This is a genomic window from Streptomyces sp. NPDC046900 (assembly GCF_040644975.1).
Classification (GTDB): domain Bacteria; phylum Actinomycetota; class Actinomycetes; order Streptomycetales; family Streptomycetaceae; genus Streptomyces.
The window spans coordinates 39,495-55,625 of record NZ_JBEYXD010000024.1; the positions used below are offsets into that span (position 1 = coordinate 39,495).

The window sequence follows — 16,131 nt, forward strand, 5'->3', positions numbered from 1 at the left end:
CCCACCTCGGCGTACCTCACCACGGGTCCGGTTTCGACTCCTGAGCAATTGGCCGGGATGACAACGTTGTGGCGCTTCACCTCTTGACGCGATTGGTTCAGACCTTTAGGTTCCCCGCCGTCAAGTCCCTTCTGCGCGACCGGAGTTCCGCTGAGCGAAGCAGCTCCCGGGCCGGTCGCGGTGTCGCCACGCAGACCGTCCTGAACCGACGAGGAGTGAACTCCGTGATGTCCACCCCCCACTTCAGACGTTTCCCACTCAGGCTCATGATCGGCGCCGTCCTCGCCGCCGTGCTGGCCGCACTCTTCACCACCGCGCCCGCCCGCGCCGCCGACGGCCGGATCACCGGGCTCGCCGGCAAGTGCGTCGATGTCGCCGGAGCCAACAGCGCGAACGGAACAGCCGTACAGCTCTACGACTGCAACGGCACCGGCGCCCAGCTCTGGTCCAACCCGGGGGACGGCACCCTTCGGGCGCTCGGCAAGTGCCTGGACGTCGTCGACCGCAGCACGGCCGACGGCGCCGCGGTGCAGCTCTGGGACTGTACGGGCGGCGCCAACCAGCAGTGGGTGGTCACCGGCGCCCACGACATAGTCAACCCGGCCGCGAACAAGTGCCTGGACGTCCGTGACAACAACTCCGCCAACGCCACCCGGCTGCAGATCTGGACCTGCACGGGTGCGGCCAACCAGAAGTGGAACGCTCCCGCGAGCGGTGGCGGCAATTCCAACCCGTCCGGATTCGTGGTCAGCGAAGCCCAGTTCAACCAGATGTTCCCGAACCGGAATTCCTTCTACACCTACAGCGGTCTCGTCCAGGCCCTGAGCTCCTACCCGGGGTTCGCCAACACGGGCAGCGACACCGTGAAGAAACAGGAGGCGGCGGCGTTCCTGGCCAACGTCAGCCACGAGACCGGCGGCCTGGTGTACGTGGTCGAGCAGAACACCGCCAACTACCCGACCTACTGCGACTGGGGCCGGCCCTACGGCTGCCCGGCCGGGCAGGCGGCGTACTACGGCCGCGGCCCCATCCAGCTCAGCTGGAACTTCAACTACAAGGCCGCCGGGGACGCGCTCGGCATCGACCTCCTCGACAATCCGTGGCTGGTGCAGAACGACGCCGCCGTGGCCTGGCGCACGGGCCTTTGGTACTGGAACACGCAGTCCGGTCCCGGCACCATGACCCCGCACAACGCGATGGTGAACCAGGCCGGCTTCGGCCAGACCATCCGCAGCATCAACGGCTCCCTGGAGTGCGACGGAAGGAACCCCGCCCAGGTGCAGAGCCGTGTGGACGCCTACCAGCGGTTCACCGCGCTCCTCGGCGTCAGCCCCGGCTCCAACCTCTACTGCTGAGCGCACCGGGCACGCCGGGGTCCGGGACTCCGGCGTGCCCCGCGGTGACCGTAGACTCCTACGACCGCTGTGGGCGCGGGTTCACAGGCGTACGGGAAGCGTCCGCACGCTGTTGCCCACGAAGCTCGCATGAGGGGTCAGCTCGGGCTCCGCAAGGGCGAGTTCGAGCTCCGGGAAACGGGTGAACAGGCGCTCCAGTGCGATCCCTGCCTCCATACGGGCCAGCGGAGCGCCCAGGCAGTAGTGGGCACCGTGCCCGAGCGACAGACTGCGTACCGCGCCACTGCGTCCCGGCCTGGTGACATCGAACCGGTCGGCGTCCGCTCCGTGCACGGCCGGATCGCGCCCGGCGGCGGAGTATCCGGCGAGCACGGGGGTGCCCTTGGGTATGACGGTCCCGTCCACGATCAGGTCCCGTACGGGGTAGCGGAAGGGGAAGAAGCTCACGGGCGCGTCCCAGCGCAGGGTCTCCTCCACGACATCGCCCCACCCCACCTGGCCCTTCTGCACGAGTTCGAGCTGCTCGCGATGGCCGCAGAGCGCCCGGACGGCGTTGGTGATCAGGTTGAGGGTGGTCTCGTGCCCGGCGATGATCATCAGCACCAGCGTGCCGATCAGCTCCGGCCCGCTGAGCCGGTCGCCGTCCTCGTCGTGGGCGGCGATGAGCGCGCTGGTGAGGTCGCCCCCGGGGCACTCCGCCTTGGCGGCGGCGATCTCACCGAGGACGGCGACGAGGTCCCGGTTGGCGGCGATGGCCTGCTGCGGGCCGATGTCCGTGGCCACGACCCGGCTGGACAACTGGTGCAGCCGGTCCCGGTAACGGTCGTCCACGCCGAGCAGCTCACTGATGACCGCCATCGGCAGGGGCAGCGCGAAGTGCCGCCTGAGATCGGCCACCCCGTCGGCGGATGCGGCGGCGCGGGCCAGATCCTCGAGCAGGGAGGCGGTCAACTGCTCGATGCGCGGGCGCAGTTCCTCGACGCGCCGCGCCGTGAACGCCCGGCTGACGAGCGACCGCAGCCGCCGGTGGTCCTCGCCGTCGGCCGTGGTCATCCCCTGCACGGTCGCGAAGGTCATCAGGGGCCAGCCCTCGGCGATCCGCCCCTCGCGCAGCGCGGTGAAGTGGCGCGCGTTCTTGGCGACATCGGGGTGCGAAAGGAACTCCCTGAGGGCGTCGTGCCCGAGTACGGCCATCCCCTCGATCTCCCCGGGCAGCACGACCGGCGTGGCGGCACCTCGGGCGAGCAGCCTGGCGTTGTCGGCGTGCGGGCATCCACCTGAGGGGTCCATACGATGTGGTGCGGCGGAGGAGGTGTCCACCGGAACTCCTTGCCTGGGGGTCGCTCTGACGCCGTACGGCGATCGATTCTGCCCGCTTGCCGCACGATGCGCAGCACCTGGGCGAAGCCGGCACCCCGCGCCGAAGGCCGGAACAGGCCACGTCCGCGATACGTTGAACGGGACGCCCGGCTCCATCCCGGCCCCACACCCGCTCGTCGAGTGCTACAGTGCGATCAGCACCTGTGTACGCCCCTTCTGGGCGCCGGTGCTCGTTCCTCCCAGAGCGTCGACTCGTCCGTCTTCCCGTGACCGACGCAGACGCATCGGCTTTCCCGCATCACCTCGCGAGCAGTGTGTTTCCGCCGTACCCGAGGTGATGTTCTCCGCCGCAGCGAGGCGCGTTCCTATCCGCCTCCCCGGCCCCTCCCCCTCCCGTACCGAGTCTCCGTCCGTGAAAGGACCCCGAATGACCACCACACTCGAACGCTCTGCCGCACGGCAGGAAACCCCGCCCCAGACCGTCACCGGCGTGCTCGACGTGGACCAGAACGGCAAGGGGCATCTGCGCTCCGCCGGCTGTGCCGCCTCGCCCGCCGATCCCCAGGTCGCCCCTGCCCTCATCCGCCGCCACGGGCTGCGCAAGGGCGACACGCTCGTCGGCACCCGTGCCGGGCGCTCCCTCACCGAGGTCGAGCAGATCAACGGCCGCGCCCCGGACGAGCTGCGCGGCCGTCCGCACTTCCGCGACCTCACCCCGCTGCACCCGCGCGAGCGGCTTCGCCTGGAACACCCGGCGGCCGGCCTGTCCGGACGCGTCATCGACCTCCTCTCGCCCATCGGCAAGGGACAGCGCGGGCTGATCGTCGCGCCGCCCAAGACCGGCAAGACCGTGCTGCTCCAGCAGATCGCCGCGGCGGTCGCCGGCAACCACCCCGAGTGCCACCTGATGGTGGTGCTGCTCGACGAACGGCCCGAAGAGGTGACCGACATGCGGCGCTCGGTGCGCGGCGAGGTGCACGCCTCGACGTTCGACCGGAGCCCGAAGCAGCACATCGCGCTCGCCGAACTGGTCGTCGAGCGCGCCAAGCGCGTCGTCGAGCAGGGGCAGGACGTGGTCGTCCTGCTCGACTCGCTGACCCGGCTGTGCCGGGCGCACAACAACGCGGCCGCCGCCGGTGGGCGCACCCTCAGCGGCGGGGTGGACGCGGCCGCCCTGCAAGGCCCCAAGCGGCTCTTCGGCGCCGCACGTCTGGCCGAGGAGGGCGGCTCCCTCACCATCCTGGCCACCGCTCTGGTGGAGACCGGTTCCCGAGCCGACGACTTCTTCTTCGAGGAGCTCAAGAGCACCGGCAACATGGAACTGCGGCTCGACCGCACCCTCGCCTCCCACCGCCTCTACCCGGCTGTGGACATCGCCCCGTCCGGCACGCGTCGCGAGGAACTCCTGCTGTCCGCACGGGAGCTGACGGCCGTGCGGGGACTGCGGCGTGCCCTGCAGTCGGGTGACGGCCAGGCCAACCTGCAGATCCTGCTGGAACGGCTGCGGGCCACCCCCGACAACGCGGCCTTCCTGCGCCAGATCCAGCCCACGCTGCCTGCCGGGTGACCCACAGGGCCCGTCGAGGCCCCGGTTTCCGGCATCCGGGTGCACCATCCCCCCACTCGGCCCACGTCATCCGGACATACACACCCGTACCGCTCCTAACGTTTCCGGTATGAGCATCGGATTCTCATCCCGCGTCGCCGTCTCCTGCTGCACGATCGGCGTGCTTGCCGCACCGGTCCTCGTACCGCACCCCGCCGTCGCCGACACGGGCGCCGATTCCGGTACCGACGGGTCCACGACCGCACGGACCTCAGCCCTGTACCAGTCCGGGACACAGGTGCGGCCACGCCCGGGAGCCACCCCGTTGCCCGAGGTGTCGGCCCTGTCCTGGGTGGTGGCCGACGCCGGCACCGGCGCCGTGCTCGCCGCACACGACGCGCACCGCCCGCTGCCTCCCGCGAGCACCCTGAAGACCCTGTTCGCCCTCACCGTCCTGCCGACGCTGCCCGGCGCGACCCAGCACACCGTCAGCCGGCTCGACCTGGCGGGCGTCGAACCCGGCAGCAGCCTGGTCGGCATCCGCGAGGGGCACACCTACCGGGTCAGCGACCTGTGGCAGGGGGTCTTCCTGAACTCCGGCAACGACGCCGTGCATGTGCTCTCCGCACTCAACGGCGGGGTGCCGACGACCGTCCGCCAGATGCAGGCCAAGGCCCGCTCACTGGGCGCTCTCGACACCCATGTGGTCACCCCCGACGGATACGACGCCGACGGACAGGTGTCGTCCGCGTACGACCTCGCGGTGTTCGGGCGGGCCGGACTGCAGAACGCGGACTTCACACGCTACTGCGGCACCGTCGAGTCCAAATTCCCCGGCGACGGCGGGTCCTCGTACGAGATCGCGAACACGAACCGGCTGCTGACCGGTCGCGACGGCGTGGCGGCCTACCCCGGGCTGATCGGCATCAAGAACGGCTACACCAGCCATGCGGGCAACACTCTCGTGGCCGCCGCCCGCCACAGCGGGCGCACCCTTGTGGTGACGGTGATGAACCCTCAAGGAGGCCGCCCGCACGCGGTCTACGAGGAGGCGCGCTCGCTGCTCGACTGGGGGTTCGCCGCCGAAGGACGTGTCACGCCGGTCGGCTCGCTCCTTCCCGCCCGCCCGGCAGGGTCGCGGTCCCGTCCCTCTCCCGCGCCCGCGCCCGCGGCCTCTGCGGCGGAGGACACCGACTGGCCGGAAAGAGGGGCGCTCGCGGGTGCCGTCGGGGTGGGCGTGGGGGCGGTGGTCGCGCTGGCGATGCGGCTGAAGAACGGGCGCCCGGCCCGAGGCTGACCGACCGGCAGCCACAACAGAAGACCGAGAGTGATCCATACGTAGATGTTGCTGCCGATGAAGCCGTCGATGCCCGATGCGTCGTCGAACCACAGCCACACCACACTGCTGCACAGCACCGCGTAGAGGACGCCCGCGATCCGCAGCCGGCCCGCCTGGACCAGCACGGCGAACGACGGCAGCAGCCAGACGAGGTGGTGCACCCAGGTGATCGGGCTGATCAGGCAGGCGGTGAGCCCCGTCAGCGCGAAGGCGGCCCGCCACTCACCGGCCCTGAGCGCACGGTGGGTGCGCCACACCCACAGCGCGAGAACCAGGACGGCGGTCACCGCCCAGGCCGTATGGCTCGGTTCGCCGGGTGCCGCGAGCCGGGCGAGGACGCCCTGCAACGACTGGTTGGAGACGTAGTCGAGGCGCCCGACGCGGGTGGTGTCCCACACGGCGTGCCCCCAGTAGAAGCGGGAGGCACTGGGAGCCGCCAGGAAGGCGAACAGCGTGCCGGCCGCCGCGACGGCGGTCGCGACGGCGGCGGCCCGCCATCTGCGGGCGAGCAGAAGCAGGCCGATGAAGACCGCGGGCGTCAGTTTGATGGCCGCCGCGAGTCCGATGCCGATCCCGGCCCAGCGCTCGCGGCCGGTGGACAGCAACCAGGCGTCGACCAGCACCAGAGCCAGCAGCAGAAGGTTGACCTGCCCGAAGCTGAAGGTGTCCCGCACCGGTTCCAGCACCGCCAGCGTGCACGCGGCCAGGGCCCAGCCGAACCATCCGTACCGGCGCAACTCCGCACCCACGAGGATCCACAGCACGACGGAGACGGCCGCCAGGTTCAGCAGCAGCGCGCAGACGATGGCTGTGTTCAGGCCGACGAACGCCATCGGCAGCATGCACAGGGCGGCGAACGGCGGATAGGTGAAGCCGTAGGTCGTCCCCGGCACCCGGTAGTCGTAGATGTGACCGCCATGGTGCACCCAGGCGTCCACGGTCCCGTAGTAGACGCGCAGGTCGAACCAGCCGCGCAGCAGCGGAACCGTGGCCGTGAAGACGGCCACGGCGGCGGCGAGGCACAGGACGAGAACGAGCCGTCCCCTCTCGGTGCGGGGAGGTCTCACGCGGTTCCTCCCAGCACGGCGGCCTGCGACGCCTGGTGCGCCTGCCACAGGACGACCAGGGCGAGGACGCCGCCGGAGACGGCCAGCACCACCTGGGCGGTGTCCGGCGGGCCACCGCTCGGCAGCACGCCCAGCGCGAGCACCGCGGTGGCGGCGGCCACCCGGTGGCGCACGGAAGCGCTCGGGGCCGCCGCGGCGATGAGGAACAACCCCCACAGGGCGTACCAGGGCCGGATCGCCGGGCCGAGAACTGCGACGACGGCAAGGCTCAGACCGAGCGCGTAGATCGGGCCAGGCCGCAGCCTCAGCCATATGAAGAGCACCGCGAGCGTGGTCGCGAGAAGTCCGGCGGCGTGCCAGACCGGGATGGCGAGAGGCGCGAAGTCGCTTCCCAGACCGTCGAGCAGACGGCCGGTGACCCGGCCGAGCACGCTGGTGGGTGACCAGTTGTGCGGTGAGACAGGGGTTTTCAGGGCGGCTATCCAGCCGTATCCCGTGCCGGCGACCGCCGTGGCCACCACGGTGGTGGCCACCCCCGTCACCGTGGTCGTGGCCACCGCCCGCGCCAGACCCACGTGGCGCCGTAGCGCGATGACTGCCAGCAGGCCCAAGGCGGCTGGGGCCTTGACCAGAGCGGCGAGCGTGACCAGGACGACGCCGACGACGTGCAGGCGGCCGCGGGCGGCGAGCAGGCCGACGCCCAGCAGTCCCAGCATGATGGCGTCGTTGTGGGCGCCCGCGACCAGGTGCAGCAGGACCAGCGGGTTCAGCGCGCCGAGCCAGAGCGCGGCGGCCGGGTCGGCGCCGCACTGCCGGGCGAGCCGCGGCAGCGCCGCCGCCATCAGGGCCACGCCGACAAGGGCGACCAGCCTCATGCCGAGCAATCCGGCCGGGAGTTCACCACGGGTCAGGCCGGAGAGCGCGCGGGCGACGACGAGGAAGACCGGCCCGTAGGGTGCCGCCGTGTTCCGCCACACGGGCGCGACCTCGTCGGCCAGCGGACCGCCGAGTTGCGCGGGCCCGTGTGCGTACACGTCGATATGGGAGTCGACCATGGCGCCTTGCGCGAGGTAGCTGTACACGTCCCGGCTGAACAGCGGCGGCGCGAGCAACAGCGGTGCCGCCCACACGGCGAGGACGAGCAGCAGGGCACGTGGGGTGGGCGGCTCCGGGCCGCGAATCACCCTGCCGAGCAGTGCCCAGGCGGCGATGAGCAGGACGACACCGAAGTACACCCCCACAAGTCCGAGGGCGGCGCGCCCGGACTCGGGGGAGACCAGATCCGCGACCGGCAGGGCCCCGGCGGTCTCACCGCCCAACGCGAGAATGGCCGTACCGGCCAGTCCGAGCGCCTGGCAGCGGCGGAGATCGACGGGGAAAGCCATGGCCAACACTCGGTCAGCGTGTCAACGCCGGGTGGCGAGAAAGCGACGCGGGTCCCTCGGCCGGGCGGCCTACATGTGGCCGCAATGTGATCGGCCGTCGTCGGAGACACAAAGGCCCCGGTCGGCGCGCCGCACACGGGTAGCACGGTCAGAACACAGAAAGCCCCGTGAGAGTGGTGAAACGGTCCAGGGCCGCGACGCCCGCGACCGAATTGCCGCGCTCGTCCAGACCGGGACTCCACACGCACAGCGTGCAGCGGCCGGGGACGACCGCGATGATGCCGCCGCCCACGCCGCTCTTGCCGGGGAGCCCCACCCGGTACGCGAAGTCGCCCGCCGCGTCGTACGTGCCACAGGTGAGCATCACCGCGTTGACCTGCTTGGCCTGACTGCGGGTCAGCAGTCGCGAGCCGTCGGCCCCGATGCCGTGCCGGGCCAGGAAGCCGGTCGCGAGCGCGAGGTCGGCGCAGGACGCGTGGATGGAGCACTGACGGAAGTACTGGTCGAGGAGGACCGGCACCGGGTTGCCGATGTTGCCGTAGGACGCCATGAAATGGGCGAGGGCGGCGTTGCGGTCACCGTGTGCGGTCTCGGAGGCCGCCACCTCCTTGTCGAAGGAGAGTTCCGGGTTGCCGCTCTCGGCCCGCAGGAAGTCGAGCAGCGCACCGGCGGCGTTCCCGGTGCGGGTGTGCAGCCGGTCGGTGACGACGAGGGCGCCCGCGTTGATGAACGGGTTGCGCGGAATCCCGTTCTCGTACTCCAGCTGGACCAGTGAGTTGAAGGGGTTGCCCGAGGGCTCCCGGCCCACGTGCTCCCACAGTGCGTCGCCTTCGCGGGCGAGGTCGAGAGCGAGGGTGTAGACCTTGGTGACGGACTGCGTGGAGAACGGCTGCCGCCACTCCCCCACGCCGTACACGGCGCCGTCCGGCTCGGCCACCGCCATACCGAAGCGTCGCGGGTCCAGGGCGGCGAGTGCGGGGATGTAGTCTGCGGGCCGCCCGCGCCCGGGCAACTGCTCGATCTCTTCGGCGATGCGGTCCAGTACGGCCTGGAAGGGCGGCGAGGTGGCCATGGTCACCATCGTGCCGCCCGGCGGGGCGGACCGCTCCAGGGGGCACCGAAACGTTCAGAGGGCGGGAGGCCGCGGCACCGGCATCCCGCCCCCTGGCGGACAGCGGCGGCCGGCCGGTGAGCCGGCCGCCGGCAGCAGGTCCTTGATCAGCTGAGCGCGCCGGTCCCGAGCAGACCCAGCAGCAGCACGCCGATGACGAGCCGGTAGATCACGAAGGCGTTGAAGGAGTGCTTGGCCACGAACTTCAGGAGCCAGGCGATCGAGGCGTAGGCGACCACGAAGGAGACGATCGTCCCGACGGCCAGCGGCGCGGCGCCCACCCCCGTCCCCAGGGCGTCCTTCAGCTCGTAGAGACCGGCGCCGGTGAGGGCGGGAATGCCGAGGAAGAAGGAGAGACGGGTCGCCGCGACCCGGTCGAGGTCGAGGATGAGCGCGGTCGACATCGTCGCGCCGGAGCGGGAGAAGCCCGGGAAGAGCAGCGCGAGGATCTGCGAGCTGCCCACCAGCATCGCGTCCTTGAAGCTGGTGTCGTCCTCGCCGCGCTTGTGCCGGCCCATCTGGTCCGCCGCCCACATCACACCGGAGCCGACGATCAGCGAGGCCGCCACCACCCACAGCGAGGCGAGCGGCCCGTCGATCAGCGGCTTCGCGGCCAGGCCCACCACCACGATCGGAATGGTCGCGGCGATCACCCACCAGGCGAACTTGTAGTCGTGGTGATACCGCTCCCGCGGGTTGAACAGGCCCCGGAACCACGCCGAGACGATCCGCACGATGTCCTTGAAGAAGTACAGGAGCACGGCCGCGATCGCCCCGACCTGGATGACGGCCGAGAACCCGACGACGGCCTTGTCGTCGACGGGGATCCCCATCAGCCCCTCGGTGATCTTGAGGTGGCCGGTCGACGAGACGGGGAGGAATTCGGTCACCCCCTCGACGACTCCGAGGACGACGGCCTGACCGACGCTGATGACACTCATGGGATCCAGTTCTGAGGAGTTGGTCGACAGTGCTGTAGACGGTAGTGCTGCAAGAAGGTTTTACTACGCCCGGGTCACGTGCCCCCTAGGGCCACAGAGCCTGGGTGAACGAAACCCCGACAAAGGCTGCACCCAACCCCGCCGCCACGTTCGCCACGACGTTGGCGGCAGCGTAGAACCCCGCCCCGGTCCCGGTCAGCCGCAGCGTCTCGTACGAGAACGTCGAGTACGTCGTCAGCGCCCCGCACAGGCCCGTACCGATCAGAAGTTGCAGGTGCGGGGAAGCATGACCGGCCGAGGCCGCCCCGGTCAGCAGGCCGAGGACCAGAGAACCCGTGACATTGACCAGCAGGGTGCCCCAGGGGAAGACCGTGTCGTGCTTGAACTGCACCGCACGGTCCACGACATAGCGCAGCGGCGCCCCGACCATGGCGCCGACGATCACCAGCAGCCAATTCACAACGAGTTCTCACCTTCCCCGTCCGCCGCGGGCGGCGCGTCGTGCCGCCCGACGTACGTGATGACCTCGCAGGGGTCCAGCGTCACAAGCCCCTCGGTGACGAGTTCGTCGAGCTGCGACAGGAAGGCGCGGATGCGCTCCTCGGTGTCCACGAGCACCACGGCCACCGGCAGGTCCTCGCTCAGCGACAGCAGCCGCGAGGTGTGGATGAGGGAGGAGGCACCGAAGCCCTCGATGCCGCGGAAGACGCTCGCACCCGCGAGTCCGGCGGCATGCGCGCGGTGCACGATCTCGGCGTAGAGGGGCTTGTGGTGCCACCGGTCGTGCTCGCCGATGAAGACGGTCAGCCTGAGGGCCCTGCCGGTCAGTCGTGTCATGGCCGCCTCCGCGGGGCGCCGGTCGGTGGTCTCGTTCATCGTTGCCGCCGCGCCAGGGCCCGGCGGGCGGTCGCCATCGCGAGCCACACCGCCGCGAGGGCCCCGAGCAGGGTCGCGAACAGATAGGCGAACGCGGTGCGCGGGTGCCCCGAGTCGACCAGCCGCTCGATGTCGACGGCGTAGGTCGAGAAGGTGGTGAAGCCGCCGAGCACACCCGTGCCGAAGAAGGGCCGCACCAGCCGGTGGGCCGCCCACACGTCGGTGATGACGACCATGAACACGCCCATCACGGCGCAGCCGACGACGTTGACCCAGAAGGTGGCCCAGGGGAATCCCCCGGCCCCCGCGGGCCACAGCAGCGACGCGCCGTACCGAGCGGTGGCGCCGACGACGCCACCGAGGGAGACGACCGCGACGACGGGCCCCTGACCCTGCCAGGACGACGGCCGCCGGACGGGCTCGGGCGTGGCGGCACTGGCGCGGTCGGCACTCTTGGGGTGCGGGACTCTCATCGGTGTACTTCTCCTACTCGCCGCGACCCTGCTGGACGGGCACGCTCCATCGCAAGTAGGGACCGTTGGCGGCAGAACTGCCGCGGTTCGTGGACGGCGGGCCCCACCGCCGCGCCGCAAGACATGATCGCGGCCCGAGCAAGGGTAACCCCGACCGGGGCCGCTGCGCACCCAGGTCGCCCACCGGGCCACGGCCGCGGCACCGTTCCCACGGGCCGACTCGCAGGCGCGGGTCACCCTCCGGAATCCGGGGCGGCGGACGCGGTGCCGTTGCTGCACCGCTCCCGGAGGCGGCCTGCCCGCGCCGCGGCCGACTACCACCCCTTCTCGAACATGCGCGCAACCTCGGCGATACGGACCTCGTCGCGGCGGTAGTGGGTGTGCCGCCGGATCCTCTTCGTGCGCAACAGGCCGATGGCGGCGAGAAGACGCAGATCGGTATCGGCGACGGACCGGGGCACGGCGAGTTTCGCGGCGACGGCCGCCGCGGTCACGCCGTCCTCGACAAGGTCGCCGCGGCGGGGCGGCTGAAAGTGGGCCTCGGGCTCCTTCAGCCACTCCAGGATCCACATCCGCTGCTCGCTCACCGGTGTCCTCAGCATGCCGTCCCCTCCGTACCGCCCTCCTGACCCACTGTCGCGTGCCTGTGGTGCCGGGGCCGAGGTGGTTAACGGGCCGAAGTGCTCTGATCGAAAAGGCCCGTCACAGGTGAGGCCCGGCCGCGTGTGCGGCCGGGCCTCGCCTTCCGGAGGGATCGGCGGTGGCTGATCTCCGCCGCGCGACCGGTCAGTTTCGAAGAAGCCACAGGACGGCTCCCCGCCCTAGCGTGGAACCACCGACGAACCACGTCGGCCCACGCAACCGCCGAGGAGCACTCATGACCGCCGAACTCAAGACGATCATCTACCCCGTCAAGGACCTCGCCCGGGCGAAGGCCCTCTTCAGTGCCCTGCTGGAGGTGGAGCCGTACGCCGACGAGCCCTACTACGTCGGCTACAAGGCGGCGGGGCAGGACGTCGGCCTCGACCCGAACGGCCACGCCAAGGGGATGACCGGACCCGTGCCCTACTGGCACGTGTCCGACCTCAAGGCCCGCCTCAAGGGGCTGCTGGACGCCGGGGCCGAGCTGCTGCAGGACGCCCAGGACGTCGGTGGCGGCAGGCTGATCGCCTTCGTCAAGGACGCGGACGGCAACCTGGTGGGGCTGCTCCAGGACCCGGCCGCCTAGTCGGGCCGGCGCGCCCTCCTTCGGCGCGACGGGCTGCTTGCAGATGCACTAGTTGCACGGTAAACAAAGCAGCCCGTTTCTGTTACCGTGCGAGTATGGCAGCGAAAACGGCCGGTGCCCGGCTCGAGGAGCAGTGGCGGGACATCCTGTCGGTGCACGCCCACACCATGTGCGAGATCGACCGGGTGCTGCACCCGTACGGGCTCGGCGCCAGCGACTTCGAGGTGCTCGACATCCTCGCCACCGAGGCGCCGGCGGCCGGCGATCAGTGCCGGGTGCAGAACATCGCAGGGCGGGTGCATCTGAGCCAGAGCGCTCTGTCCCGGCTGATCGGACGGCTGGAGAAGGACGGCCTGGTCCACCGCTCCGTGTGCGAGGAGGACCGGCGCGGGGTGTGGGTCGCCCTCACCGAGAAGGGCCGCGAGGTACACACCGAGGCGCTGCCGCTGCAGCGTGAGGTCCTGGCCCGGATGCTCACCGCCCCGACTCCCGCGGGGCAGCCGGTCACAGAGTGAACTCGGCGCCGTCCGCGAGGACTTCGGCTCCGGCCTCGGTCACCTGACGCCGCGCGGCCGAGGCGGGGTCGAGCAGCGGGTTGGTGTTGTTGAGGTGGGTGTAGATCCGGCGCGGTCCCGGGTGCCGGGCGAGGGCGGCCAGAGAGCCGTGCGCGCCCGCGACGGGGAGGTGGCCCGGCGCCGCCTTCCCGGGTCCGCCCCCGATCGCCGCGTCCAGCTCGTCCGCCGTGTGGAACGTGCCGTCCAGCAGCGCGCAGTCCGCCTCGGTCAGCAACTCGTCCAGGACCGGCGACCACGCGCCGACGCGGGGTGCGTACACGAGCACTCCGCCGGTGGACAGGTCCTCGACGCGGTAAGCGATCACCCAGTGGTCGTCGCGAGCGGCACCGGCCACGTACCCGGGCGCCTCGGCGCCCACCGGATGCGCGGAGACGACCAGACCGCCGGCCAGGACGAACCCGCCGTCGGTCAGGGCGTCCACCCACTCCCACACGGCACCGCGGTCCAGGCCCGCCCGCAGCGGTGCCAGCACGGCCAGGACCGGTGGCGCGGCGTACACCTTCAGGCCGGCCGCGCCCCGGAGCGCCGTCAGTCCCGCGATGTGGTCGGCCTCCGCGTCCGTCAGGAGAACGCCCCTGAGCGGGGTGTCCCGCGGGCCCGGGCCCGGCCGGAGCGCGGTGGTGGCCGTCACCTGCGTACGGATGTCCGGTGAGGCGTTGAGGAGCCACCAGTCGCGCGCATTGCCGGAGACGGCGACGCACTCCTGAGTGCGGGTGGGCAGTTCGCCGTCGCGGGCGGCCGTGCACAGCGCGCACGCGCAGTTCCACTGCGGGAAGCCGCCGCCGGCGGCCGTACCCAGCAGGACGACCCTCACGACCATCCCCCTTCCGAGCCGGTGTTCACCCCCGGGATCTTCCCGCGGGACCGGCCCGGACTACCCCGCCACGGGGGGCACTTCAGGCCGACCTGCGAGGGGCTGCCGGTCCGTCGGGCGCCGCGGCGGGATCGGGGCGGAGGGGAAATCGCGTGGCCCGCTCCACAACGCGGGTACGGCGTCGGTGCGGCGGCACAGTTCGTACGCGATCGGCTCGTAGTTGACCCGCCAGCCGCGGAAGTGCGGCCACGCCTCCCGTGCCGTCCGTTCGGCGGGGAAGCCCGTGGCCATCACCATCGCCACGGCCGCCTCGAACTCGCGGAAGGTGAGACGGACCGGTTCGTCCGGCACGGGGTCGGAGTCGAACGCGAAGCGCACCGAGCAGGCGATGTCGCGCAGGGAGGTGAACCCGGCCCTGATCACCAGCCGGGCCTCCGCCGGCGCGGCGTGCGGCGCGAGCGAGAGCTGCATGGCCGCCGCGTCCATCACGGCGAGCAGCCCGACCATCCAGTTGCGGTACGGGCCGGGCGAGCGGAACGCGATCAGGACCGGGTAGCTGGCGTGGCTCTCCCCGATGTCCGCGGCCAGCCGCTCCCAGGCGCGGAAGAGCTCGGGCAGGGCGGTCTCGGTGTCGACGAGCCACTGACGGGCCAGGATCTCGGGGCCCCAGGCGGGTTCTCCGGCCCGGGACTGGAGCAGTGTCACCTCGAGTTCGCGGCGGTTGTAGGCCGCGTACAGGGTGGGCAGGTAGGCGATCTGCAGGGCGATCAGAACGGGCCCGGTGATCGCCGCCAGGAAGTCGACCGCGGACAGATGCAGCCGCTGACCGCTGGCGAAGCCGAGGGTGAACATGCTGGATCCGGCCTCGCGGAAGGAGTTGGCCCAGGTCAGTGAGGACAGGGCGTGCAGGAGGAGGCCGAAGCTCGCGAAGGCTCCGCCCAGCCAGGTCGCGAGCATGCCCATCAGCATGAGCGAGCCGAGCCAGGTCTGCGCCCGGTCGATGGCCTCGTAGCCACCGCGGAGGGCGGCCAGGCGCAGCAGCCGGCGCAGGACCCACCACAGTCGGTAGACCAGTGCCGAGTACAGGCCGCGCGGGACCACCAGGGTCCGCAGGATGCTGGCGAAGACGGCGACGAGGAGCAGTGCGCCGGCCACGCCGGAGATCCATCTCATGCGACCATTGTGAGGGGCGCCCCGGCCGGCCCCGTGTCGGCGTCCCCTGTGGGGCGTCATGGGCGGCTGGTGCGCCGGGCCCGCGGGCGGCGGGCCGGGCGTCCGGTCAGCTGGGCCAGGACGTGGGTACGGGCCTTACGGCCGCGCGAGAAGTGTGCGCACTCCGTCGGAGTTGAGCGTCAGCCCGTGCGGCGAAGCCGCGTCTATGGTCAGCGTGAGATCGCCGGTGGGCCACTGGGAGGCGAGCGCGCCGAGCGGCACCAGCCGGTAACGCGAGACGAACGGCAGCAGGTCGGACATCTCCGTCTCGGAGGTGAACACGGGCACCGTCTGCTCCCCGTCCGGTTGTTCCAGGACGGGCAGGGACACGGCGTAGGGATCGGTGGCGTCGTTCTCGTCGACGTCGTCCGGCACGGGGACCAGCACATCGCTGCCGGCCAGTGTGTCCAGCGCCGTCGAGTCCGCGGAATCCACAGCGAGCGTGTCCAGTGCTTCCTGAGCTGCGGTCGAGCGGTGGTTCTTGTTGGGCGTGTTCATGACGGATCCCCTGGTAGTGGCGGGCGGGGCGGCCCGGAACGTCCGGCTCCGGGCGGCCCCCGACGCGTACCCCACGGGGGCGGGGCCATTCCTTGCACGGAGTCCGGATCGAAGGCCGGGCCTTCGGGGATCCGGCCGGTCCTGCCCGGACCGGCCAGGACCGGCGTGCTGGACAGTGAGCGGCGCCCTGGGGTGGTCTCCGGCCCCCAGCCGGAACCCTCTTCGCTCACGGCCGTGGGCCTGGCGGCCGACCGGGGCGCTTGACCGCCTGACCGACGATGGCCGTCCCCCGCCCCGTCGACGCCAGGACCGCCCAGGTCCCGGGTCAGGACGCGGTAGAGGTGGGCCAGGTCCCGCACACCCACACGGCTATGGGCAGGTTGTGCCCCGG

Annotated in this window: 16 protein-coding genes and 1 pseudogene; 5 read left to right on the forward strand and 12 right to left on the reverse strand. The window is 71.4% G+C overall.

Features of this window, described 5'->3' with window-relative positions:
• Positions 1-227 precede the first annotated feature (227 nt).
• Positions 228-1,355 carry a glycoside hydrolase family 19 protein gene (locus ABZ904_RS23410; RefSeq protein WP_360993848.1) on the forward strand — a complete coding sequence of 376 codons (1,128 nt, stop codon included), beginning with the start codon at positions 228-230 and terminating at the stop codon, positions 1,353-1,355.
• An 81-nt stretch (positions 1,356-1,436) separates the two neighbouring features.
• Here ABZ904_RS23410 and ABZ904_RS23415 read toward each other — a convergent pair whose 3' ends face one another.
• Positions 1,437-2,675, reverse strand: coding sequence for a cytochrome P450 (locus tag ABZ904_RS23415; RefSeq protein WP_359396417.1), 1,239 nt, complete (start codon positions 2,673-2,675; stop codon positions 1,437-1,439).
• Between the two features lie 427 nt (positions 2,676-3,102).
• On the opposite strand from ABZ904_RS23415, the gene rho reads away from it, so the two are divergent.
• Positions 3,103-4,242, forward strand: coding sequence for a transcription termination factor Rho (rho, locus tag ABZ904_RS23420; RefSeq protein WP_360993851.1), 1,140 nt, complete (start codon positions 3,103-3,105; stop codon positions 4,240-4,242).
• Between the two features lie 109 nt (positions 4,243-4,351).
• A pseudogene (locus ABZ904_RS23425) lies at positions 4,352-5,227 on the forward strand (serine hydrolase); the annotation flags it as partial.
• Positions 5,228-5,262: 35 nt separating this feature from the next.
• Here ABZ904_RS23425 and ABZ904_RS23430 read toward each other — a convergent pair.
• The 8 genes from ABZ904_RS23430 to ABZ904_RS23465 all read right to left on the reverse strand — a co-directional run bounded on the left by ABZ904_RS23430 (position 5,263) and on the right by ABZ904_RS23465 (position 12,015).
• Positions 5,263-6,627, reverse strand: a complete 1,365-nt coding sequence (locus tag ABZ904_RS23430) for a glycosyltransferase family 87 protein (protein ID WP_360993854.1) — start codon at positions 6,625-6,627, stop codon at positions 5,263-5,265.
• Positions 6,624-8,012, reverse strand: coding sequence for a polyprenol phosphomannose-dependent alpha 1,6 mannosyltransferase MptB (gene mptB / locus ABZ904_RS23435; protein WP_360993857.1), 1,389 nt, complete (start codon positions 8,010-8,012; stop codon positions 6,624-6,626). Before mptB ends, ABZ904_RS23430 begins: the two co-directional genes overlap by 4 nt.
• 148 nt (positions 8,013-8,160) lie before the next feature.
• A complete protein-coding gene (locus ABZ904_RS23440) occupies positions 8,161-9,093 on the reverse strand; it encodes a glutaminase (protein ID WP_360993860.1) in 933 nt (310 codons plus the stop codon).
• 137 nt (positions 9,094-9,230) lie between these two features.
• A complete protein-coding gene (locus ABZ904_RS23445; protein WP_359396427.1) occupies positions 9,231-10,064 on the reverse strand; it encodes an undecaprenyl-diphosphate phosphatase in 834 nt (277 codons plus the stop codon).
• 85 nt (positions 10,065-10,149) lie between these two features.
• Positions 10,150-10,524: a fluoride efflux transporter CrcB gene (gene crcB / locus ABZ904_RS23450; protein WP_359396429.1), complete on the reverse strand. Its 375-nt coding sequence runs from the start codon at positions 10,522-10,524 to the stop codon at positions 10,150-10,152.
• Entirely contained in the window at positions 10,521-10,901 is a 381-nt protein-coding gene (locus ABZ904_RS23455) for a DUF190 domain-containing protein (protein ID WP_359396568.1), read from the reverse strand. The genes crcB (ABZ904_RS23450) and ABZ904_RS23455 overlap by 4 nt, the downstream gene beginning before the upstream one ends.
• Positions 10,902-10,936: 35 nt before the next feature.
• Positions 10,937-11,413, reverse strand: a complete 477-nt coding sequence (crcB, locus tag ABZ904_RS23460) for a fluoride efflux transporter CrcB (RefSeq protein WP_359396431.1) — start codon at positions 11,411-11,413, stop codon at positions 10,937-10,939.
• 314 nt (positions 11,414-11,727) lie between these two features.
• Positions 11,728-12,015 carry an ArsR family transcriptional regulator gene (locus tag ABZ904_RS23465; RefSeq protein ID WP_359396433.1) on the reverse strand — a complete coding sequence of 96 codons (288 nt, stop codon included), beginning with the start codon at positions 12,013-12,015 and terminating at the stop codon, positions 11,728-11,730.
• A 275-nt stretch (positions 12,016-12,290) separates the two neighbouring features.
• Here ABZ904_RS23465 and ABZ904_RS23470 point away from each other — a divergent pair, with 275 nt between their 5' ends.
• Together ABZ904_RS23470 and ABZ904_RS23475 are read left to right on the forward strand one after the other, a co-directional pair.
• Positions 12,291-12,641 carry a VOC family protein gene (locus tag ABZ904_RS23470; protein ID WP_359396435.1) on the forward strand — a complete coding sequence of 117 codons (351 nt, stop codon included), beginning with the start codon at positions 12,291-12,293 and terminating at the stop codon, positions 12,639-12,641.
• A gap of 95 nt (positions 12,642-12,736) precedes the next feature.
• Positions 12,737-13,156, forward strand: a complete 420-nt coding sequence (locus ABZ904_RS23475) for a MarR family transcriptional regulator (protein WP_360993869.1) — start codon at positions 12,737-12,739, stop codon at positions 13,154-13,156.
• On the opposite strand, the gene pqqB is transcribed toward ABZ904_RS23475, so the two are convergent.
• The 3 genes from pqqB to ABZ904_RS23490 form a co-directional block, all read right to left on the reverse strand.
• A complete protein-coding gene (gene pqqB / locus ABZ904_RS23480) occupies positions 13,146-14,030 on the reverse strand; it encodes a pyrroloquinoline quinone biosynthesis protein PqqB (protein WP_359396440.1) in 885 nt (294 codons plus the stop codon). The two genes, ABZ904_RS23475 and pqqB, sit on opposite strands and share 11 nt — an antisense overlap.
• Positions 14,031-14,090: 60 nt before the next feature.
• Positions 14,091-15,203: a hypothetical protein gene (locus ABZ904_RS23485; RefSeq protein WP_361825356.1), complete on the reverse strand. Its 1,113-nt coding sequence runs from the start codon at positions 15,201-15,203 to the stop codon at positions 14,091-14,093.
• A gap of 135 nt (positions 15,204-15,338) precedes the next feature.
• Positions 15,339-15,740, reverse strand: coding sequence for an SseB family protein (locus tag ABZ904_RS23490; RefSeq protein WP_359396444.1), 402 nt, complete (start codon positions 15,738-15,740; stop codon positions 15,339-15,341).
• Positions 15,741-16,131 lie beyond the last annotated feature (391 nt).

What these genes read in the sequence shown, in the direction of transcription:
- ABZ904_RS23410 (WP_360993848.1), top strand. Translation starts at nt 228, where the DNA reads ATGTCCACCCCCCACTTCAGACGTTTCCCACTCAGGCTCATGATCGGC.
- ABZ904_RS23475 (WP_360993869.1), top strand. Translation starts at nt 12,737, where the DNA reads ATGGCAGCGAAAACGGCCGGTGCCCGGCTCGAGGAGCAGTGGCGGGAC.
- ABZ904_RS23490 (WP_359396444.1), bottom strand. Translation starts at nt 15,740, where the DNA reads ATGAACACGCCCAACAAGAACCACCGCTCGACCGCAGCTCAGGAAGCA.
- crcB (WP_359396431.1), bottom strand. Translation starts at nt 11,413, where the DNA reads ATGAGAGTCCCGCACCCCAAGAGTGCCGACCGCGCCAGTGCCGCCACG.
- rho (WP_360993851.1), top strand. Translation starts at nt 3,103, where the DNA reads ATGACCACCACACTCGAACGCTCTGCCGCACGGCAGGAAACCCCGCCC.
- ABZ904_RS23485 (WP_361825356.1), bottom strand. Translation starts at nt 15,203, where the DNA reads ATGAGATGGATCTCCGGCGTGGCCGGCGCACTGCTCCTCGTCGCCGTC.
- ABZ904_RS23440 (WP_360993860.1), bottom strand. Translation starts at nt 9,093, where the DNA reads ATGGTGACCATGGCCACCTCGCCGCCCTTCCAGGCCGTACTGGACCGC.
- ABZ904_RS23455 (WP_359396568.1), bottom strand. Translation starts at nt 10,901, where the DNA reads ATGACACGACTGACCGGCAGGGCCCTCAGGCTGACCGTCTTCATCGGC.
- mptB (WP_360993857.1), bottom strand. Translation starts at nt 8,012, where the DNA reads ATGGCTTTCCCCGTCGATCTCCGCCGCTGCCAGGCGCTCGGACTGGCC.
- ABZ904_RS23470 (WP_359396435.1), top strand. Translation starts at nt 12,291, where the DNA reads ATGACCGCCGAACTCAAGACGATCATCTACCCCGTCAAGGACCTCGCC.
- ABZ904_RS23445 (WP_359396427.1), bottom strand. Translation starts at nt 10,064, where the DNA reads ATGAGTGTCATCAGCGTCGGTCAGGCCGTCGTCCTCGGAGTCGTCGAG.
- ABZ904_RS23465 (WP_359396433.1), bottom strand. Translation starts at nt 12,015, where the DNA reads ATGCTGAGGACACCGGTGAGCGAGCAGCGGATGTGGATCCTGGAGTGG.